This is a genomic window from uncultured Ruegeria sp. (assembly GCF_947504215.1).
Taxonomy (GTDB): Bacteria; Pseudomonadota; Alphaproteobacteria; order Rhodobacterales; family Rhodobacteraceae; genus Ruegeria.
Genome location: NZ_CANNGO010000008.1, coordinates 19,814 through 40,985, shown reverse-complemented (window position 1 = coordinate 40,985; position 21,172 = coordinate 19,814). Strand labels below are relative to the sequence as shown.

Genomic DNA, 21,172 nt, shown 5'->3' with positions numbered 1-21,172 from the left:
TAAAACCGAAAGATGCTTTAAAATAGCGAGAAATCGTCCGCGAAAACGACACTACTTTCATGTTGAGGTCTGAATTTTGCCCAAATGCTGTGGAATATTCTCTTAAAGGTTGTTGGCCATGTTGCATTTTGATGATAGTTCTCCACATTGACGATGTTATGACAAACAGAGACGGGCACATGAACGCTAACGACACCCTGACAATCCCTGGCGCTTTCTCTTCCGAAGATGTCTATGGTCATGTCGGGCAAAGACTGCGCGGTTTGCGAACCGAACAACGCATGACCCAAGCAGAGGTTGCAAGCATTCTGGACATCAGCCCGCAGCAATACCAGAAATACGAAGACGCCCAAAGCAGATGCAGTCTGCCCTATCTTATCGCACTCGCTGATTTTTATGCTGTGCCCATCGAGTCTATGCTGCCTAACTCTCCAAAAAAAAGTGTTAGAGTTGAAAAGCCAGCAGAAATGCCGGTCGAAGCTGATTTGCTGGCGCGTCTCGTAAGCTCCTTTGTGAAGCTTTCGGATGTTGATGAGAAGCTGAGGCTGGTGCAACTTGTGGAAGCTATCGTTTCGGCTGAGCAGAAATAGGAGATGGCGTGACGCAACGCAGTATTGACCAGTTCCTGCAGGAGCGAGGCGAAGAAGACAGCGAAGATTTCAAATCACATTCGGCTGTCGTTTGTCTCGCAGAACCTGGAGTTCCTGTTGTTTTTGTTTCTGACGAGTTCATAACGCACACCGGCTATTCTTCAGAAGAAGTGATCGGTCGGAGTCTTGATTTACTTCAAGGACCTGAGACCGAGCCTGAAGCGATTGAACGGTTTCGTGAGCTTATCAAGAACTGCCAGAATGGCACTATACGCATAACTAACTACCGCAAGAACGGAGAGCTTTTTGTCCACGAATGCGAATTGCGCCCGATTCGAGATGAGAGTGACGTAGTTACGCATTTCATTGCCATTCAACGTCCAATTTGATGTGTCCGCTCGATCCAGTTGCGTGGGCCTAGTGTGGCCGTGACGTTCTTCGGATTTCCATTGCGGGTTTGACTACTTCCAGGGTCATTTGGAATTTATCGCAAACTTTGGTGCGCAATTGACGAGCATGCGGTATCTGGCGTTTGTTGCCACCGAATAGCTTTCGAACATGTTTCAGCATGCTCTCGTTCAAGGGCGCGCGCTATCAGAACCGCGGTCGGAGCGACGATCGGGCGCCCGCCTGGGAACAGGCCCAACAAGGCGGTCGTAACAAAGGTCATTTGCCTAAAGGTTGACTTTGGACGTATCTCGACCCAAGTGAGAGCTGATACGTATCTTGCGCCTGTTATGACGTTTGCAAAGCACAACGAGCAGAATTTACTGCATGCTGAGCGAAAGTATACTTTGTCTAAGGTTTGCGAGACGTTTCAGTGTCTGTTTTGAGTATTGGTTTTGATCGGAGTAAGCGGTTTTCCAGTGATTCAATAGAAACGAAGATCGTCACTGGTTGACCTCTCGCTTCTTACTGTTCACTCTTTAATCGGTTCCCTCTTTTGCGAGGCAGTAATGAATTTTAAGAGCCTGATTTATACCCTTCTAACTTGTTTCTCTACCTGGTTTGCTTTCCCTGCTGTTGCTCAAACACAAGGAACGTGCGTCGTAACACGCGTGGAGGGGCAGGCGACCGTTTCTGCCCGCGGCGCATCTACCCAATCTGCGGTCGTCGGTTTGGGTTTAGGGCGGAATGCAAAGCTGCGCACGGAAGTTGCCGCGCGGGTCACCATGACCTGCTCGGCTGGTCTAGAAGTTGTTGTGGGACCAGAGACCGAGATTGATTTGCTTGGTCTGCTTGAGGGTGAAACGCGCCCCTTTGGTCTTCGCTTGATTGACGGTATCGCCGGGTTCCTGTTTTCCTCAGAAGATGGGAACGGTGTGCAGGTCAGAACACCATCCGCTGTTGCCGCTGTCCGTTCCACTGAATGGGCGATGCGGGTCGAAAACCGCGCAAGCGCCATTTTCACTCGAGAAGGTACGGTGTTTGTTGTGGTTGATGATGCCGATGCAAAACTGGGACCCGGGGAAGGTATTGATGTGTCGTCCTCTGGTGAAATTGGCTCGGTCACGGATTGGGCGCGAACACGTATTGAGACATTCGACGCACTTCTTGGATCAGAATGGTAGTACGCGACGGGTTTCGACGCGCAAGACGGATTACCGGGGCGATTTTGCTCATTCTGAGTCTGGTGACCGCGATCTGGCATCCCGGAGATCGAAGTGCGTTTTGGCAAGGAGTCGAAGGTCGACTGCTTGATGCCAGATTCCTTTGGCGTGGCCCTTTGACGCCACCGGAAGGGGTCGCAATTATTGCGTTTGATGATGCGGCAATGTCCCAGCTCGAAACCTTTCCGCCGTCTCGATCCGCATTGGCAAAGGCGGTGTCTTTTGCAGCCGAGGCAGGCGCAGAAGCGATTGCTTTGGATTTTCTGCTGATTGATCCGCGTGAGGGCGACGTTGATCTTGCCGAGGCGTTGGCAGGAACCAGTGCTGTTATTGGTGTGGCTGAAGCACCTGCTGATGCCGGGTTGCAAGATCTCGAGGGTGGTGACTTTTCGGTCGTGATTGCGCCTGAATTGAACAAACCTCTGCCGGCATTGGGGCCGACTGAGACGCTGCGCGGGAGTGCTTTGATCGGCCATGTGACCCTGCGCCATGACACCGACGGAGCGGCACGCAGACTTGGTGCGGCGCAGTATCTGGCGACCGAAGACGGCAACGCTTGGTATCCTTCGCTCGCCATTGCAGCCATGAAGGCGTCGGATGATGAGCTGGATTTGCGGCTGAGGTCGTCGCAAACAAGCGGGCGTCTTTCAGTTGGGAAAACACTGATCGCTTTGGACGGCCGGGGGGCCATTCCCTTGAACTTCTATGGGCCGGGGGGCACAATACCAACCTACTCCTTCGCAAGCCTTGGCGATGCGGACCTAACGGGCAAAATCATATTTGTCGGAGCCACCGCAACCGGGTTCGGAGACCGGCACGCCACCTCGTACGATGCTACGTTTCCCGGAGTTGAGTTGCATGCAACTTTGGCTGCAAACGCGATCGAACAGCGTTTCCTGAGGCGTGACGCTGTGACGTGGGTATGGGACGTCGCGTTGGCTTTGATGGCATCCACGCTTGGGTTCTTCGCAGCGAGGTTGGACCGACCCTGGCTCGGGGCTTTTGCGACCGCTGCGGCGTTCTGCGTTCTGGCCCTTGTGTTGCAAGCCGCGTTCGTCGCCGGGTGGTGGCTGGATGGGGTCACGGCGCTCCTGTCGCTGTTGCTGGGCGCGAGTGCAGGTATCGGGTTGCGACTTGTGCAACATCGTAGGCGTGCTGCGAATCTCGCGCTGTACCAATCGCCTCTGATTGTTGAGCGGTTAGCAGATGCGACCGACCCCCGCTTTGAAGCTGCAGCACGGCCTGCGGTTGTTTTGTTTGTCGACGTTGCAAATTTCACGGCATATTCCGAAAAGCTTGGCCCCGAAGGCACGGCCGATTTTCTGCGGCTTTTTCATGGGATTGTCGAGCAGTCCGTTGAACCGCTGCGCGGAATAATCACGCATTTTGCCGGGGATGGCGCCATGGTTGTTTTTGGCCTGCCAGAGCCAGGTTCGGACGACACAATTCGCGCGTTGCGCTTCATCGAAGCGCTGTATGTGGCGGTTGGTTCAAGTTCAGACTGGCCCGGTCTTGGTCTAAGGGTCGGCGGACATGCTGGCCCGGTCAAGACCAGTATCATTGGCGGCAAGCGTCACAAACAGCTTGCCGTCAGCGGCGACGTCGTGAACACCGCCAGCCGTCTGCAAGATTTCGCCAAATCTCAAAGCGCAGCTATTGCTCTGTCCAGTGCGCTCTTGATGTCAAATCCGGATGCGCGTGACCGAGCTTCGAAAATGGGATTGTGCCCAGCCGGCCTGCACACGCTTCGTGGTCGGAACGAACCGATTGAAATCTGGATAGGCCCGTCCCCGGTCAATGTCGAGCTTTAGGTGTGAGATCCCCGAACAATACCATCCGGGATGTGACGCAAACTTCTTTTTAGAGCTAACGCAGAAGCAGCGACACAGGCAATTGAGTGGGTTCGATCCGGCGCTATGTTTCCTTTGCACGCAAGGATGTACCTTTTCTGTCGGTTTTCGATACCGCCGATCCTTGCGCGGTCCTACGCTATTTGGCTTTGATACACAGGTGGGCTTTCCAATATCACGGAAAGAAACGGGCTTCTGTTCGTTCTTGCTGCGCGTCGGTGGGGTGTATCCTTTAAGCAAGGCGGGATCAGAGCCTGACAAAACCTGAAATTCAATCGGCTTTTTCTTAATGGTGAGAACTGGGCCAGCTTCAGAATCGTGAGGGCACCGGGTAGAACGTCGTCTACCGCCTGAGATTTCAGAGGACAAATCAGGGGGTGGGTAAGGTTGGTTGGAAAAGTACCAGCATAAACAATCGTTTGCGCGGATTTTGGTGCCCAGGAGAGGACTCGAACCTCCACATCCTTGCGAATACTAGCACCTGAAGCTAGCGCGTCTACCAATTCCGCCACCTGGGCAGGTGTCGTGGAGGGGCGTTTAAGCCTACTAGCGGAAAGCGTCAACCAGATTCGGATGGTTTCTCGAAAGTTTTTTGAATCGCTCAGAAGGCAGGGCGCGTACAGCGGCCGAGGTCGCATTTGCCAGCGTTCGCGCGGCGAATTAGCGCCTTGTTCCAAGGTCGTCTGAGCGTTAGTTCTAAGGCGCAACTACTGAGCAGGAGCCCTCTCATGTCCAAACTGGTCACGATTTATGGCGGATCGGGTTTTGTCGGTCGCTACATTGCGCGGCGCATGGCGAATGAGGGATGGCGCGTGCGGGTCGCAGTGCGGCGCCCGAATGAGGCGATGTTTGTCAAACCCTATGGCGTTGTGGGTCAGGTCGAACCGGTCTTGTGTAACATTCGCGATGACGCTTCGGTCGCGCTGGCGATGCGGGGCGCGGATGCGGTTGTGAATTGTGTGGGCGTGCTGAATGAGTTGGGCAAAAACGAGTTTGATGCTGTACAAGCGGACGGCGCCGAACGGATCGCCCGGCTAGCGGCGGAGCAGTGTATTGCGCGCATGGTTCATATCTCGGCTATTGGTGCGGACGCAGAGGCCGTCAGTGAATACGCGCAAACAAAGGCACATGGTGAGGCTGGAGTGCTGGCGCATATGCCTGACGCGGTGATCCTGCGCCCATCCGTCATTTTCGGCACCGAAGACCAGTTCTTCAATCGGTTTGCTGGTATGACCCGCATGGCACCTGTCTTGCCTCTGGTTGGTGCTGGGACAAAATTCCAGCCGGTCTACGTAGATGACATCGCAAAAGCCGCAGTGAAAGGTGTGCTTGGGCAGGCCGAAGCAGGGGTTTATGAGTTGGGTGGTCCCGAGGTGAAAACTTTCCGGGCGTTGATGCATCAGATGCTTGCCGTGATTCACCGCCACAGGGTCATTATTGGTATCCCATTCTGGGTTGCTCGGATCATGGCCGGGATGCTGGATATCCTGAAATTCGTCAGTTTCCAGCTATTTCCCAACCATATCCTGACACGGGATCAGCTAAAGAACCTGCGTCACGACAATGTCGTGTCGGAGGACGCCAAAACCTTTGAGGATCTGGGGATCGAGCCCACAACGCTTGAATCAGTGTTGCCAGAGTATCTGTGGAAATTCCGGCCTTCTGGTCAGTATGATGACATCCAGAATTCGGCGGGAAACCTGCGAACCTGATCAGCTATAGGCGATCACCAATAGAACGATGCCCAGTATGACGCGATAGATGACGTAAGGCGTGAAGCTGACACTGCGCAACAAGCGCATCATCAGGGATAGGGCCAACAGGGCGGATACAAAGGCGAATACGGCAGCGATTGCACCGTCTTTGGCCAACTGGGCATCTGCCTGACGCGCCACGTCCACAGATAAGAGAACACCCGAAGCTATGATAGTTGGGATCGACATGAGCATGGCAATCCGGGCTCCGTCTTCGCGGGTATACCCCAGCTGGCGGGCGCCGGTGATGGTGATGCCAGACCGTGATGTCCCGGGGATCAGCGCCAGAACCTGCCAAAGCCCCATGACGGCAGCATCGCGCAGGCCCCAATCTCTGGCGTCTTTGGTTTGCTTTCCTTTCTGATCCGCCCAATACAGAACAAGGCCAAAGCCCAGCATCGTCCAACCGATGACAGCGATCGAACGCAGGGCCGCGCTAAGGCCCGTCACATGGAGAATCAGGCCGGCAATCACTGTTGGAATCGTGGCGACGATCAAACCAAGGGCCAAGCGCGCTTGTGGCGTATCCGTGCGCCCGGTCAGTGCCCGCGGCAAGCCGATTATGGCTTGTTTAACGTCTGACCAGAAGTACAGCACAACTGCACCCAGGGTGCCGACATGTACTGCCACATCGATGGCCTGGCCCTGATCCGCGAGGCCAGTCAGGCTGGGCAACAGGATAAGATGGCCCGACGAAGATATGGGCAAAAACTCAGTAGTTCCCTGAATTATTGCCACGAGAATCAATTGAAAGAGACTCATCTGCCCTGCCGTGCTGCCGTCACGCGTTATTCGCGTTTCTTGGGTATAAGTGTCCTGCCGAAAAGGAAAGCGCCCATAAAGGTCCGATTCGGAACTAAAACTACGGTGTTTTTTTGCTCAAATGCCATGAGCATCAGACTTTTTAGTATTTATGTCAGTAGTATTGACTTTTCATCCGAAAACCCATCCCTTAAACAGATCCGACCAAGCCAATTCATGGAGTCAGAGCCGTGGCCAAGCAACCGATGCTGAAATTTGTGCAGATCGACCGCGTCATGCCCGAAAAGCGTGCCGCCAATGACCGCAAGGAAGACTTTGACGAGATCTACGCCGAATTCGCCGCCGAAAAAGCCGCTGAACAGGCCAGCCGCTGCAGCCAGTGTGGTGTTCCCTATTGTCAGACGCATTGTCCGCTTCACAACAATATCCCCGATTGGCTGAACCTGACGGCGACCGGGCGATTGGAAGAGGCGTATCAGACCAGTCAGGCCACCAATACATTTCCTGAGATCTGCGGGCGTATCTGCCCGCAGGACCGGTTGTGCGAAGGCAATTGCGTGATCGAGCAATCAGGCCATGGCACTGTGACCATCGGAACTATCGAGAAATACATCACCGACACAGCCTGGGACAAAGGCTGGGTGAAGCCTGCGCAGCCGTCTGCCGAACGACCGGAAAGCGTCGGCATCATTGGTGGCGGACCAGGTGGGTTGGCGGCAGCAGACTTACTGCGCCGCGCGGGTATTCAGGTTACGGTCTATGACCGCCATGATCGCGCGGGCGGCTTGTTGATGTATGGCATTCCCGGCTTCAAGCTGGAAAAGGATATCGTGCAACGGCGCAATGACTTGCTGGCAGATGGCGGGGTTGAATTTGTGCTGAACTGCGACGTTGACGCTGCCAAGTTCGACGAAATCCGCGCCAAACATGTTGCGGTGATCATTGCGACGGGCGTTTACAAATCCCGCGATCTGACCATGCCCGGCAGCGGTCTGGCCGGGATTGAAAAAGCGATCGATTTCCTGACCGCTTCGAACCGCAAGAGCTTTGGTGATGTTGTCGAGGATTTCGACAATGGCCGCTTGAATGCCGAAGGGAAGAAGGTGGTGGTTATCGGTGGTGGCGACACCGCGATGGACTGCGTACGTACTTCGGTCCGGCAGGGTGCGACATCGGTCAAGTGTCTCTACCGCCGCGACCGAGCCAACATGCCCGGATCGCTGCGCGAAACCCAGAACGCCGAGGAAGAAGGCGTAATCTTTGAATGGCTGAGCGCGCCCAAGGGGTTCACCGGTGACGCGAAAGTCTCAGGAGTGATGGTGCAGAAAATGCGCTTGGGTCAGCCCGATGCCACCGGTCGTCAGGCGCCCGAGGTGATCGACGGCGCTGACTATGTGGAAGACGCTGATCTGGTAATCAAGGCGCTGGGGTTTGAACCCGAAGATTTGCCAACACTTTTTGGTCAGCCCGACCTTCCGGTTACGCGTTGGGGCACCGTCAAAGCCGCATTCCAGACCGGCGAGACGGAAATGGGCGGCGTCTATGCCATTGGTGACATTGTGCGCGGTGCATCTTTGGTGGTTTGGGCCATCCGCGACGGTCGCGACTGTGCCGAAGCCATAATCGACCGGTTCAACGCCAAAGCTGCCGTCGCAGCGGAATAAGCAACAGCTCAGCGACAGGAGGGTTCTGAAATGCCCGAATTGCAAGGTCAATGCATGTGTGGCGCGGTTACAGTGACTGCGACCCCCGCGAAAGAGGCGCTGGGCGCCTGCCATTGCGACATGTGCCGCCGCTGGACCAGCTCGATGCTGGTGACCTTCCCGGCCGAGCCGGGATACGCCGCCTTGGGGCCAGTCAAAACGTTCACGTCGTCGGACTGGGCCGAACGCGCCTTTTGTTCAGACTGTGGATCTGCGTTGTGGTACCGGATCACGCTGCCGGGCGAGATGCATGGCCAGACCCAAATGGCCGCCGGGTTGTTCGATAATGGCACCGGAAGTGCGCTGAAGCTTGAACTTTACATCGACAAAAAACCCGAAGGGTACGCGTTCGCAGGTGAACGCCGTCAAATGACCCAAACCGAGGTCGAAGCCATGTATGCCCTGCCGGCAGAAGGAGACAGCCAATGACCAAATATGATGCCGATTGGGTGCGGGCTGAGGAAACCAAGCGCAAGTGGATGGCCGAAAACGGCCTTTATTCTGAAGACGAAGAGCATTCGTCTTGCGGCGTCGGCCTTGTTGTCTCGGTCGACGGCAAGAAAAGCCGCAAGGTTGTCGATGCAGGCATCGACGCGCTCAAAGCGATCTGGCACCGGGGTGCCGTGGATGCGGATGGAAAGACCGGCGACGGCGCCGGCATTCACGTGCAAATCCCGGTTCAGTTCTTCTATGACCAAATTCGCCGTACAGGACACGAGCCCAATCTGGACGAGCTGATTGCCGTCGGTCAGGTGTTTCTGCCGCGAACCGATTTTGGCGCGCAGGAGCAATGCCGAACCATCGTGGAAACCGAGGTTCTGCGCATGGGCTACTACATTTACGGCTGGCGTCATGTGCCCGTCGATGTGACGTGCCTGGGCGAAAAAGCAAACGCGACCCGCCCGGAAATCGAGCAAATCCTGATCTCGAATACCAAAGGTGTTGACGAAGACACCTTTGAGCGAGAGCTTTATGTCATCCGTCGTCGCATCGAAAAGGCCGCTATGGCTGCCGGGATTTCCGGCCTGTATCTGGCATCACTGTCCTGCCGCTCGATCATCTACAAGGGTATGATGCTGGCTGAACAGGTGGCGGTCTTCTACCCCGACCTGATGGATGAACGCTTTGAAAGCGCCTTTGCGATTTATCACCAGCGCTATTCGACCAACACCTTCCCGCAATGGTGGCTGGCTCAGCCCTTCCGGATGTTGGCCCACAACGGTGAGATCAACACTCTGAAGGGCAATATCAACTGGATGAAAAGCCACGAAATCCGTATGGCAAGCGGGACTTTCGGAGATTTTGCAGAAGATATCAAACCAATCATCCCGGGTGGATCGTCGGATTCCGCCGCATTAGACTCTGTTTTCGAAGTTCTAGTGCGCGCCGGACGTTCTGCCCCGATGGCCAAAACCATGATGGTGCCGGAAAGTTGGTCTAAGCAGGCCGTTGAGCTGCCACAGGCGTGGCGCGATATGTATTCCTATTGCAACTCGGTGATGGAGCCTTGGGATGGCCCGGCCGCGCTGGCGATGACGGATGGTCGCTGGGTCTGCGCGGGTCTGGACAGGAACGGCTTACGCCCGATGCGATATGTGGTGACGGGCGACGGTCTTGTCATCGCCGGATCCGAGGCTGGAATGGTGCCGATTGATGAGGCCACCGTGGCGGAAAAAGGCGCACTTGGCCCCGGGCAGATGCTGGCCGTGGACATGAAGAAGGGCAAGCTGTTCCGCGACAAGCAAATCAAGGACAAGCTGGCCCGCGCGCTGCCGTTCGGTGAATGGGTTGGCAAGATCAACGATCTGGATGACATCTTAGGCGGCATCGCTGAAACCCCGATCTTTTCAGGCGCAGAGTTGCGAAAGCGTCAGATTGCAGCTGGATATTCAGTCGAAGAACTGGAACAGATCCTTGCCCCAATGGCTGAAGACGGCAAAGAGGCTCTGGCTTCGATGGGTGATGACACCCCATCGGCAGTTCTTTCCAAACAATATCGACCACTCAGCCATTTCTTCCGCCAGAACTTCAGTCAGGTGACGAACCCGCCGATCGATAGCCTGCGTGAATACCGCGTTATGTCGCTGAAAACACGTTTCGGGAATCTTAAGAACGTCCTGGACGAAGACAGCAGCCAGACCGAAATCATCGTTCTTGAGAGCCCGTTCGTGGGCAACGCACAATGGGACAAACTGGTCGAAAACTTCAACGCACCTCTGGCAGAAATCGACTGCAGCTTTGAACCTGGTCAAGGCGCGCTAAGCACCGCATTAGCCCGTGTTAGAGCCGAGGCAGAAGAAGCTGTGCGGTCCGGCGCTGGGCATTTGGTGCTGTCGGACATGAATTCAGGTGAGGGTCGCATTGGCATGCCGATGATCCTGGCGACCAGTGCGGTGCATTCGCATCTGACGCGCCAGGGTTTGCGAACCTTCTGCTCGCTTAACGTACGCGCGGCGGAATGTGTGGATCCGCATTACTTCGCTGTTCTGATTGGCTGTGGGGCGACAGTTGTGAACGCCTATCTGGCCGAGGATTCTCTGGCGGATCGGATCGATCGCGGCCTGTTGGATGGCAGTTTGTCTGAAAACGTCGCGCGCTATCGTGATGCAATTGACCAGGGCCTGCTGAAGATTATGGCCAAGATGGGCATTTCGGTGATTTCGTCCTATCGCGGTGGTCTGAATTTCGAGGCTGTTGGCCTCAGCCGAGCCATGGTGGCCGAGTATTTCCCAGGTATGACCAGCCGGATCTCTGGCATTGGTGTGACTGGCATTCAATCCAAGCTCGAAGAGATCCATGCCAAGGGTTGGGACAGCGGCCTGGACGTTCTGCCCATCGGCGGTTTCTACAAAGCGCGTAAATCGGGTGAGACCCATGCGTGGGAAGCAACCTCGATGCACATGATGCAAATGGCTTGCAACAGAGCCTCATATGAGCTGTGGAAGCAGTATTCGGCCAAGATGCAATCGAACCCGCCGATCCATTTGCGCGACCTGATGGATTTCAAACCCCTGGGTAAACCGGTGCCGATTGAAGAGGTGGAATCCATCACTTCGATCCGAAAGCGGTTCGTCACACCGGGTATGTCTCTCGGGGCGTTGTCGCCCGAGGCACATAAAACGCTGAATGTAGCGATGAACCGGATCGGTGCGAAATCCGACTCGGGCGAGGGTGGTGAAGATCCGGCGCATTTTGTGCCGGAGCCCAACGGCGACAATCCATCTGCCAAGATCAAACAAGTAGCCTCGGGCCGGTTTGGTGTGACAGCCGAATACCTGAACCAGTGTGAAGAACTTGAGATCAAGGTCGCCCAGGGCGCGAAACCCGGTGAAGGCGGTCAGCTGCCCGGCATGAAGGTCACCGACCTGATCGCGCGTCTGCGTCACTCGACCAAAGGCGTGACGCTGATCTCGCCGCCGCCGCATCACGACATCTATTCGATCGAGGATCTAGCGCAGCTGATCTATGACCTGAAACAGATCAATCCGCGCTGCAAAGTGACGGTGAAATTGGTGGCGTCCTCGGGCGTCGGCACGATCGCGGCCGGTGTGGCCAAGGCTAAGGCGGATGTGATCCTGGTCTCGGGGCACAATGGCGGCACCGGGGCATCGCCTGCAACCAGCATCAAATATGCCGGACTGCCGTGGGAAATGGGTCTGACCGAGGCGCATCAGGTTCTGGCGATGAACAACCTGCGGGATCGTGTAACCCTGCGGACCGATGGTGGCCTGCGCACCGGGCGCGATATCGTCATGGCGGCGATGATGGGGGCCGAGGAATACGGCATCGGCACCGCCGCGCTGATCGCGATGGGCTGCATCATGGTGCGCCAGTGCCAGTCGAACACCTGCCCCGTTGGTGTCTGCACGCAGGATGAATCCCTGCGGGCCAAATTCACCGGCAATGCGGACAAGGTCGTCAACCTGATCACCTTCTATGCGCAGGAAGTGCGTGAGCTGCTGGCCAGCCTCGGCGCACGGTCTGTTGACGAGATCATCGGTCGGGCTGATCTGCTGGCTCAGGTCAGCCGTGGGTCTGCGCATCTGGACGACTTAGATCTCAATCCACTACTGATTACCGTCGATGGTGCGCATGACATCGTCTATAACCGCGACAAAGAGAGGAATGCGGTACCCGATACACTGGATGCCGAAATCGTCCGCGATGCAGCGCGCTTCCTGAAAGACGGTGAAAAGATGCAGCTGTCCTATGCCGTGCAGAATACGCATCGGACCGTTGGTACGCGCGTCTCCAGCCATATTGTGCAGAATTTTGGCATGCGGAACACGTTCCAGCCGGACCACTTGCATGTGAAACTGCAAGGTTCGGCGGGTCAGTCCCTGGGCGCCTTTGCAGCGCCGGGGCTGAAGCTTGAGGTGTCGGGCGATGCGAACGACTATGTCGGCAAAGGCTTGTCCGGTGGCACGATCGTTGTGCGTCCGCCGCAGGTCAGCCCGCTGAAAGCGGATGACAACACCATCATCGGCAACACGGTTCTGTATGGCGCGACCGACGGCCATTTGTTTGCCGCAGGTCGGGCCGGCGAGCGGTTTGCTGTCCGCAACTCGGGCGCCAAAGTGGTGGTCGAAGGGTGTGGCTCGAACGGGTGTGAATATATGACTGGTGGTATTGCCGTTATCCTGGGTGACATCGGCGCAAACTTCGGCGCCGGGATGACCGGAGGTATGGCGTATCTCTATGACCCGGACGGCAAAGCGCAATTGCTGATGAACATGGAGACATTGGTGACGTGTCCGGTAACCGTGGATCATTGGCACGATCAGCTGAAATCTCTGATCAGGCGTCATGCGGACGAGACCGGAAGTCGAAAGGCGGCGGATATCCTGCAACACTGGGACGTAGAAAGCGGCCACTTCCTGCAGGTTTGCCCTAAAGAAATGCTGAACAAGCTCAGCTATCCGCTGAGTGCCGAAGCTGAGGCCGTTCCGGCAGAGTAAACGTTGACACAATCAAGGGCCTCGCATGCTATTGTTGCAAGCGAGGCACGGTTCTGCATAACTTCCGCAGCCCTTTTTTCAACCTCCACAATTCGGACAAAATGCGTTGACATCTTGTAGATGTTTACCGGTTAACCTCGGGATCCGTTTGGGTATCCAGTTGGAGCAGTTTTGTGGCGACATATCTCGATCAGTTTTATTCGTTTGACCCCGCGAATCCACCTGCCGGAGGTACGTTTGTAACCGTCGACAAATTCATTCTGGACGACGTGGACAACGACGATGAAATCGACGCACCAAGTGGCGACACAGTCAACGGTCAGGATGTAACTGCCTCGTGGCCCGGCGACACAGTAACGATGAATGTGACCGGTGTTGGAAACATCACATATACTGGTACGACGTTCTATCTAGCGGACGGCACACGGGTTTTCACGCCGACGGATGGCCAAGTACTGCAACCTGGCACGTTTGTATCTTCCACATTCGTCAACACTCAAGGGCCGCTCGATGTAACGACTGATTTGGGGCCGCCCTGCTTTACGCCAGGCACTCTGATTGCGACACCCGACGGCTTGCGACCTATTGAAGAGTTGATGGCTGGCGATCTGGTAGACACCGCTGACAACGGGGCACAACCACTGCTGTGGATTGGTAAGACGACTGTTGTGGCCGAGGGTAAATTTGCACCTGTCAGGATCGACGCGGGAATACTCGGGCTGGATGAGCCGTTGCTGGTGTCGCCTCAGCACAGGATGCTGATCGCTGACTGGCGGGCGCAATATCTGTTTGGCTATTCCGAAGTGCTGGTCGCGGCTCATTGCCTGGTCAATGGTGATACTGTGACACGGGTCGAGGGTGGAGAGGTTGAGTATATTCACCTGCTTTTCGCCCGACATGAAATCATCTTTGCCAATGGTGCAAAAAGCGAAAGCTATTACCCTGGTCATGCCGTGCTACAGCCTGAGCGCGACACTCAGATGGAAATCCTGCAGTTGTTCCCTGAACTGCGTGCGCGTCGACCCATGTTGCCCGAGACGGCGCGCCCTGTGGTGCAACCGCGCGAGGCCCGGGCAATCGAAATTTAGGCCGTTCCAAACGCGCGGCATGCGTCGTATAGCAGGGATATGGCAAAGAAAGCAGCCCGCAAGTCACGCGGTAAAAAAAGCAAGGCATCCAAGAGGAAGATACCACTGGTGGGGCAGATTCGCCGTTGGGTGACGCGCGCCGCGCTGGCATCTGTGGCTTTTGTCGTCGGGTTGGTCTTGCTCTATACGGTGGTTAACCCGCCGGTCACACATACGATTTGGTCGGAATGGCGACGTCTTGGGCGTGTTGATCGGGACTGGGTGCCGATTGAGGAAATTTCTCCGATGATGGCCCGATCTGTAGTCGCGGCAGAGGACGCAAATTTCTGTTTGCATTGGGGCTTCGACGTCGATGCCATCCGCGATGCGTTGGAAGATGGCGGGTCGCGCGGCGCATCGACGATCACGCAACAGGTGGTGAAAAACGTGTTTCTCTGGCAAGGTCGCAGCTATGTCCGCAAGGCGCTGGAAACATCCATTACACCGGTTGTCGAGATATTTTGGAGCAAACAGCGTATTCTCGAGGTCTATTTGAACGTTGCAGAGACCGGCGAAGGCATATTTGGCGTCGAAGCTGCGGCGCAAAATAACTTCAATGTCACTGCCGCCAAGCTGTCTCCGGTTCAGGCGGCGCGCATTGCGGCGATCTTACCTTCCCCTCGCACCAGGTCGGTCAAGGACCCGTCTGTTCGCACCCGAAGGCGGGCCGCAGCCATATTGGATGGAGCGGCCACCATCCGCGCAGATGGTCGCGCGGATTGTTTCGAGGATTGAAACCTGTACCCCGGCAAGGCTAAAGCTGAAGGGTACATATTGGTTCGAATGGAAATCCATGGCGCGTCTGTTTCACGTCCCCCTATCCCCGTATTGCCGCAAGGTTCGTCTGTCTCTGGCGGAGAAGAAGATAGAAGTTGAGTTGGTCGAGGAAAAATACTGGGAGCAAGACCCGGATTTCCTGCGCCGTAACCCGGCTGGAAAAGTGCCTGTCCTGCGCTTGGATGGGCAGATCATGTCCGAAAGCGCGGCCATCTGCGAATATATTGAGGAAACTCGGCCAGAACCCCCGCTGATGCCGAAAAAACCCGAAGCCCGGTTCGAGGTGCGTCGGCTGGTTGGTTGGTTCGACGATAAGTTTCATCACGAAGTAACGTCGAAGCTTTTGTATGAGCGGGTCAACAAGAAGGTGACCGGTCAGGGCTACCCTGACAGTAAGAACGTTAAAGCCGGTGCTAAGGCCATCAAATATCATCTGGACTACATGGCCTGGCTGCTGGATCAACGGCGCTGGTTGGCAGGAGATCAAATGACACTGGCCGATTTTGCGGCGGCCGCGCATCTGTCATCGTTGGACTATGTCTCGGATGTGGATTGGAACCGCAGCCAGGCGGTCAAGGATTGGTACGCCAAGATCAAATCCCGCCCGGCGTTCCGGTCGATCTTGGCGGATCAGGTGCCAGCGTTCCGCCCTCCGGCCCATTACGCTGATTTGGATTTCTGATAGGATGGACGAGCAGGGGCTATCTGCCCCCTCTTGGCCCTTTGGGCCAATTCACCCCTGAGGATACTTTGGGCCAGATGAAGTGCGGATCGGATTTGAAGGACAGGCTTGTAAAGCAGGCCTTATCCGAAGGTTTTGTATCCTGCCGGATTTGCAAGCCGTGGGATGTTCCGCAGGTGCCTGCGCGATTGGATGCGTTTCTTGAGGCCGGATATCATGGGCAGATGGGGTGGATGGCAGAGCGCTCCCACTGGCGCGGTGATCCGGCAGCGCTTTGGCCTGAGGCACAATCGGTGATCATGCTAGCCGAGAGCTATACACCCGAACACGATCCTACCGAGGTCCTGAAACACCCGGACAAAGCGGCGATTTCAGTTTACGCACAGAACAAGGACTACCACGATCTGGTCAAGAAGCGCCTGAAACGGTTGGCGCGTTGGCTGATCGCCGAGGCGGGAGGTGAGGTGAAGGTGTTTGTCGATACAGCACCAGTGCCGGAAAAAGCGCTGGGTCACGCGGCAGGGCTGGGGTGGCAAGGCAAACATACCAATCTTGTCAGCCGCGATTGGGGCAATTGGACCTTTATAGGCTCTGTTTTTTCGACTTTGGACCTACCAGCGGATCGTGCGGAAGTGGATCATTGCGGATCTTGCCGTGCCTGTTTGGATAGCTGTCCAACAGATGCGTTTCCAGCGCCGTATCAGTTGGACGCGCGGCGCTGTATCTCTTATCTGACCATCGAACATAAAGGACCGGTTGAGCAAGAGCTGCGCAGGAAGATGGGCAACCGGATTTATGGGTGCGACGATTGCCTGGCGGCGTGCCCCTGGAACAAGTTTGCGGTGGCGGCCAGCGATATCCGCTATGCGGCGCGCGATGATCTTAAGGCGCCAGCACTGGCTGAACTGGCCGAGCTGGATGATGCAGCGTTTCGTGCAAAATTCTCGGGTTCGCCGATCAAGCGGATCGGACGGGATCGGTTTGTGCGCAATGTATTGTATGCAATTGGCAATTCCGGTGCGTCGGATTTGCGGCCCGCGGCACAGGCGCTGACCGAAGATCCGGATCCGACTGTGGCCGATGCAGCGCGCTGGGCAGTGAAACAACTGTCATAGGTGCCGCAAACAGGCTGGACGTGTCGGTTCAAACCGCTACACCCATCTCCAAGGAATAAAAGGAGGACCCGATGGCCTTGGCTTTGGGGGTGGATACGGGCGGAACCTATACGGATGCGGTGCTGATCCGGGATGAGACAGAGGTGGTCGCCTCGGCCAAGTCCCTGACTACGCGTGCGGATCTGGCGATCGGCGTGGGCAAGGCGATCTCGACCGTATTGGACGACGCGCAGGTGTCGGCGGATCAGATTTCTATGGCATCTCTTTCGACCACTTTGGCTACGAACGCTTTGGTCGAGGGGCAGGGTGGTCGTGTGGCCCTGATCTATATTGGCTTCAAAGACAGCGATCTGGAAAAGCACGGGCTGAAGGATGCGTTGAAGGGAGATCCGGCGCTGATCATCGCGGGCGGACACAGCCACGCAGGTGCCGAAGTTTCGCCGTTGGATGTCGCCGCGCTGACTGCGTTTTTAGACTCTCACAAGGGTATTTCAGGTTTTGCCGTTGCGGCGCAATTCGCCACCCGTAACCCGGCGCATGAGCTGGCGGCTGCGCGGGTCATAGGGGAAAAGACCGGTGCCCCAGTCACCTGTTCGCACCACCTGTCTGCCAGGTTGAACGGTCCCAAACGCGCCGTGACAGCCGTTTTGAATGCGCGATTGATCGGGATGATCGATCGTTTGATCGGTCGCGCGCAGGACCAGTTGCGGGATCTGGGGATTGCGGCACCAATGATGGTGGTGCGTGGAGACGGGGCGCTGATGAGCGCGGAACAAGCGCGCGCGCGACCAATTGAAACGATCCTGAGTGGTCCGGCTGCGTCCATCGTGGGCGCACGTTGGTTGACCAATGCTGAAAATGCGTTGGTCTCGGATATCGGTGGGACGACAACGGATGTGGCGTTGATCCGGGATGGCAAGCCGGCGATTGACCCAGCGGGGGCGCAGGTCGGTGGATTTCGGACGATGGTCGAGGCTGTGGCGATGCGCACGCACGGTTTGGGCGGCGACAGTCAGGTGCGTGTGGTGACCGAAGGCTTGGACGGCGGTGTATTTCTGGGTCCGCGCCGGGTGTTGCCGGTTTCCTTGATTGCATCAGAGGCCCCCGACGCCGTGCATGCGATCCTGGACCAGCAATTATGCGCGACAACCGTTGGCGAACATGACACGCGGTTTGCACGCCGGGTTCCGGGTATTCACGCGGATGGTGTCGGTCCTCGCGAAGAAGGTTTGCTGGACCGGCTTGGTGATCAGGTCATGCCGCTAAGCAGCCTGTTGCGAACACGTATGGAGAACGGTGCGCTGGCGCGGTTGGTGGATCGCGGGATTCTTCAGGTTTCGGGCGTCACCCCATCTGACGCAAGCCATGTTCTGGGCGGTCTGGATGCGTGGGACGCAGATGCGGCGCGCAAGGCGCTAGAGCTTTTTGCCCGAAAGCGGGTCGGCTCGGGCGATGTGTTGGCCAAATCCCCTGTCCTGCTGGCGCAGATGATCGTGGACCAACTGACAAATCAAACCAGTTTAACCTTGTTAGAGACAGCTTTTGCGGAAGAAGCCGACAGTTTCGGAGTGTCGCCACAAGAGTTGGCGCGACATGTTCTGACGCAGCGCGGTCTTGCGCAGCATCGGGGGCTACTGGCACTGGATGCGGCGTTGAATGTCGATGTTGTAGGGCTGGGCGCATCGGCCCCTAGCTACTATCCGGCCGTGGGCGAGAAATTGCGGTGTCGGATGATCCTGCCCGAACATGCCGGGGTCGCGAATGCCATCGGAGCCGTTGTCGGACGGCTGACCCTAAGGCGATCGGGGACTGTCACCTCTCCGTCTGAAGGTCGATACCGGGTGCATCTGGAGGATGGGCCGCAGGATTTCAATGCATCGGATGAAGCATTGGCCTTGTTAGAGACTGTTTTGAAGAACGAAGTAAAAGGCGCGGTGCAACAGGCCGGGGCCGAAGACATCCGCGTGGTGGTTGACCGGGACATCAAAACCGCCCGGGTCGAGGCGCAGGACGTGTTTGTCGAAGCGTTGATAACCGTCGAAGCCAGCGGCCGACCCAGGGTTGCGTCGGGCTAGCCCCCCTCAACGTCCGAGAGGGGCTGGGTAGGTGGTGCGTTATTCGGCTGCGTCCGCGCGTTTAGGCAAAACCCAGTCCTGACGCGGGAAGTGACATGTGTAGCCATGCGGGATGCGGAGCAGATAGTCCTGATGCTCAGGTTCTGCTTCCCAGAAGGACCCGACCGGCTCGACCTCGGTCACGACTTTGCCCGGCCATATTCCACTGGCATCCACATCGGCGATCGTGTCCAGCGCGACGTTCTTTTGCGCGTCGTCCACATAGTAGATGGCCGAGCGATAGCTCATCCCTCTGTCATTGCCTTGTCGGTTCACGGTTGTTGGGTCGTGGATCTGGAAGAAGAACTCCAGCAAATCCCGGTACGAAATCTGGTCTGGATCGTAAATGATCTCGATCCCCTCGGCGTGGGTGCCGTGGTTGCGATAGGTCGCATTGGGCACGTCGCCGCCGGTATAGCCGACGCGAGTGGTGTTGACGCCGGGCAGCTTGCGGATCAGGTCCTGCATGCCCCAAAAGCAGCCCCCGGCCAGAACAGCGCGTTGTTCCGTCATTGGATGTCCTCCACATGATTCAGATATTCGCCATAGCCTTCAGCCTCCATCTCGTCGCGATGGATGAACCGCAGCGCGGCTGAGTTGATGCAATAGCGCAGCCCGCCATGTTCGCGCGGGCCGTCTGGGAAGACATGACCCAGATGACTGTCGGCATGTTTCGAACGCACCTCGGTACGGATCATACCCAAGGTCGCATCCCGAAGTTCCTCAACATGTTCGTGGACAATGGGCTTGGTGAAGCTGGGCCAGCCACAACCGGATTCGTATTTGTGTGTCGAGGCGAACAGGGGCTCACCCGAGACGATATCCACATAGATACCGGGTTCCTTGTTATCCAAATGTTTGCCGGTGCCGGGGCGTTCCGTGCCGCTGCGCTGTGTGACATGGAACTCTTCCGGCGAGAGGGCTGCAATGGCCTCGGGGTCTTTGGTGTAGTTGGTCATGGCTCCTCCGTCAGGTTCGGTGTTAGGTCAATATTTGGGGGTGCAGGCGCGGAAAGCAAAGTCATATTTCAAAAGGCTCTCGCAGTCGTGCGTTTGATCTGGTGCCAATGAGCTAATCAGGCCGAAGCTTTGCCGACCTGAGCGGGCTGTTTCGACAGCTGTACGGCCAGAATGCCCAGCGTCGTAATACCAACGCCAACCGCATCCAGGGATCCCAGCTTTTCGCCAAGCAGGATCGCCGCGATAGTGACGCCAAAGACCGGGTTCAAAAAGTGGAAGGTGGCGGCCCGCACTGCCCCGATCCGGTCCAGCAGCAGGAACCAGATGAGGGTTGCCAGCAGACCGGGAAATAAGGTGGTATAGGCAAACGCCAGCGCCAGTGGCACTGTCGGGTGGATGTAGATCGTTTCAAAGACCGGGGCCGCGACGAACAAGACCGCTGAGCCCACAAGCATTTGCAGCCCAACCACCATCATGAAGTTCCCCCCTGACGTCGCCCCACGTACGGCCAGGGTGGCAAAGGTCAACGCCAACGCGCCGATACCGCAAAGCGCGACGCCGAACATATCGACACCAGCGCCAATCCGGCTGCCCATGATGAGCGCTACACCGGCGAACCCAGCCAGCAGACCGATCAAGCCGAGCGGTCGCAGTTTTTCACCCAAGAGCAACCATCCGATCAGTGCCACCAACAGGGGCATGGTCGATGCGATGATCGCAGCCACAGAGGCTTCGACCGTTTGCATAGCGTAGAAATTCAGACCCAAATAAAGAGCATTCTGACATATTCCGAACAGAATGGTGGCGCGCCACTGAGGTCGCGTCAGCCGCCAGCTTTGACCCATCGCACGGGCAATAACGACCCCCAGAATGCCCGATATCAAAAACCGCAAAGCCAGCGAAAACAACGGCGATGCATCGGACACAATGATCCGCGCCGAAGTGAAGGCAGATGACCAGATCAGGGCAAATACCAACCCCATGGCTATAGCGCGCAGATCCATGGAGACCCCCTGTCACATCGCGCGGACTGTTCCCGATTCTGAAAAAAGCTGCAAGCGTTGCGCGTTAAAAAAGACACATCCGCCCTGCAAGTTTACCGGTCCTTGTGTTTTTATTGATTGGCCAGCCAATTAAAGATAGCTCTGATAAAATCTGACATATCAAGGGA

The 21,172-nt window shown here is 56.6% G+C and carries 17 protein-coding genes and 1 tRNA gene; 13 read left to right on the top strand and 5 right to left on the bottom strand.

The window, feature by feature from the left end:
• Positions 1–179: 179 nt before the first annotated feature.
• From Q1B21_RS14720 to Q1B21_RS14705, 4 genes are all read left to right on the top strand, one after another.
• Complete coding sequence (locus Q1B21_RS14720) at positions 180–590, top strand: helix-turn-helix transcriptional regulator (RefSeq protein WP_298935943.1); 411 nt, start codon at positions 180–182, stop codon at positions 588–590.
• Between the two features lie 8 nt (positions 591–598).
• Positions 599–979 (top strand): PAS domain-containing protein, encoded by a 381-nt coding sequence (locus Q1B21_RS14715; RefSeq protein WP_298935788.1) that lies wholly within the window; start codon positions 599–601, stop codon positions 977–979.
• 567 nt (positions 980–1,546) lie between these two features.
• Positions 1,547–2,161: a FecR domain-containing protein gene (locus tag Q1B21_RS14710; RefSeq protein ID WP_299890455.1), complete on the top strand. Its 615-nt coding sequence runs from the start codon at positions 1,547–1,549 to the stop codon at positions 2,159–2,161.
• Positions 2,155–4,011, top strand: coding sequence for a CHASE2 domain-containing protein (locus Q1B21_RS14705; protein WP_299890453.1), 1,857 nt, complete (start codon positions 2,155–2,157; stop codon positions 4,009–4,011). The genes Q1B21_RS14710 and Q1B21_RS14705 overlap by 7 nt, the downstream gene beginning before the upstream one ends.
• 470 nt (positions 4,012–4,481) lie before the next feature.
• Here the strand turns inward: Q1B21_RS14705 and Q1B21_RS14700 are convergent.
• Positions 4,482–4,568: transfer RNA gene (locus Q1B21_RS14700), tRNA-Leu, on the bottom strand.
• A gap of 210 nt (positions 4,569–4,778) precedes the next feature.
• Between Q1B21_RS14700 and Q1B21_RS14695 the strand changes: the two genes are divergently transcribed.
• Entirely contained in the window at positions 4,779–5,762 is a 984-nt protein-coding gene (locus tag Q1B21_RS14695; RefSeq protein ID WP_299890451.1) for a complex I NDUFA9 subunit family protein, read from the top strand.
• On the opposite strand, the gene Q1B21_RS14690 is transcribed toward Q1B21_RS14695, so the two are convergent.
• Positions 5,763–6,566, bottom strand: a complete 804-nt coding sequence (locus Q1B21_RS14690; protein WP_299890449.1) for an undecaprenyl-diphosphate phosphatase — start codon at positions 6,564–6,566, stop codon at positions 5,763–5,765.
• Between the two features lie 230 nt (positions 6,567–6,796).
• On the opposite strand from Q1B21_RS14690, the gene Q1B21_RS14685 reads away from it, so the two are divergent.
• The 8 genes from Q1B21_RS14685 to Q1B21_RS14650 all read left to right on the top strand — a co-directional run bounded on the left by Q1B21_RS14685 (position 6,797) and on the right by Q1B21_RS14650 (position 19,003).
• Positions 6,797–8,230, top strand: coding sequence for an NAD(P)-dependent oxidoreductase (locus tag Q1B21_RS14685; protein WP_299890448.1), 1,434 nt, complete (start codon positions 6,797–6,799; stop codon positions 8,228–8,230).
• A 30-nt stretch (positions 8,231–8,260) separates the two neighbouring features.
• Positions 8,261–8,698, top strand: a complete 438-nt coding sequence (locus Q1B21_RS14680) for a GFA family protein (RefSeq protein ID WP_299890446.1) — start codon at positions 8,261–8,263, stop codon at positions 8,696–8,698.
• Positions 8,695–13,227, top strand: coding sequence for a glutamate synthase large subunit (gene gltB, locus Q1B21_RS14675; protein WP_299890444.1), 4,533 nt, complete (start codon positions 8,695–8,697; stop codon positions 13,225–13,227). The genes Q1B21_RS14680 and gltB overlap by 4 nt, the downstream gene beginning before the upstream one ends.
• Before the next feature lie 173 nt (positions 13,228–13,400).
• Positions 13,401–14,315 (top strand): Hint domain-containing protein, encoded by a 915-nt coding sequence (locus tag Q1B21_RS14670; protein WP_298935779.1) that lies wholly within the window; start codon positions 13,401–13,403, stop codon positions 14,313–14,315.
• 39 nt (positions 14,316–14,354) lie between these two features.
• Positions 14,355–15,089 (top strand): monofunctional biosynthetic peptidoglycan transglycosylase, encoded by a 735-nt coding sequence (mtgA, locus tag Q1B21_RS14665; RefSeq protein ID WP_299890441.1) that lies wholly within the window; start codon positions 14,355–14,357, stop codon positions 15,087–15,089.
• Between the two features lie 58 nt (positions 15,090–15,147).
• Positions 15,148–15,813 carry a glutathione S-transferase family protein gene (locus Q1B21_RS14660; RefSeq protein WP_299890697.1) on the top strand — a complete coding sequence of 222 codons (666 nt, stop codon included), beginning with the start codon at positions 15,148–15,150 and terminating at the stop codon, positions 15,811–15,813.
• A 77-nt stretch (positions 15,814–15,890) separates the two neighbouring features.
• Positions 15,891–16,928, top strand: coding sequence for a tRNA epoxyqueuosine(34) reductase QueG (gene queG / locus Q1B21_RS14655; protein ID WP_299890439.1), 1,038 nt, complete (start codon positions 15,891–15,893; stop codon positions 16,926–16,928).
• A 71-nt stretch (positions 16,929–16,999) separates the two neighbouring features.
• Entirely contained in the window at positions 17,000–19,003 is a 2,004-nt protein-coding gene (locus Q1B21_RS14650; RefSeq protein ID WP_299890438.1) for a hydantoinase/oxoprolinase family protein, read from the top strand.
• 39 nt (positions 19,004–19,042) lie between these two features.
• Here the strand turns inward: Q1B21_RS14650 and msrA are convergent, their stop codons facing one another.
• The 3 genes from msrA to Q1B21_RS14635 all read right to left on the bottom strand — a co-directional run bounded on the left by msrA (position 19,043) and on the right by Q1B21_RS14635 (position 21,005).
• Entirely contained in the window at positions 19,043–19,555 is a 513-nt protein-coding gene (gene msrA, locus Q1B21_RS14645; RefSeq protein ID WP_298935771.1) for a peptide-methionine (S)-S-oxide reductase MsrA, read from the bottom strand.
• On the bottom strand, positions 19,552–20,001 hold the full coding sequence (msrB, locus tag Q1B21_RS14640; protein WP_299890435.1) for a peptide-methionine (R)-S-oxide reductase MsrB: 450 nt from the start codon (positions 19,999–20,001) through the stop codon (positions 19,552–19,554). The genes msrA and msrB overlap by 4 nt, the downstream gene beginning before the upstream one ends.
• Positions 20,002–20,117: 116 nt before the next feature.
• On the bottom strand, positions 20,118–21,005 hold the full coding sequence (locus Q1B21_RS14635; RefSeq protein WP_299890433.1) for a DMT family transporter: 888 nt from the start codon (positions 21,003–21,005) through the stop codon (positions 20,118–20,120).
• Positions 21,006–21,172 lie beyond the last annotated feature (167 nt).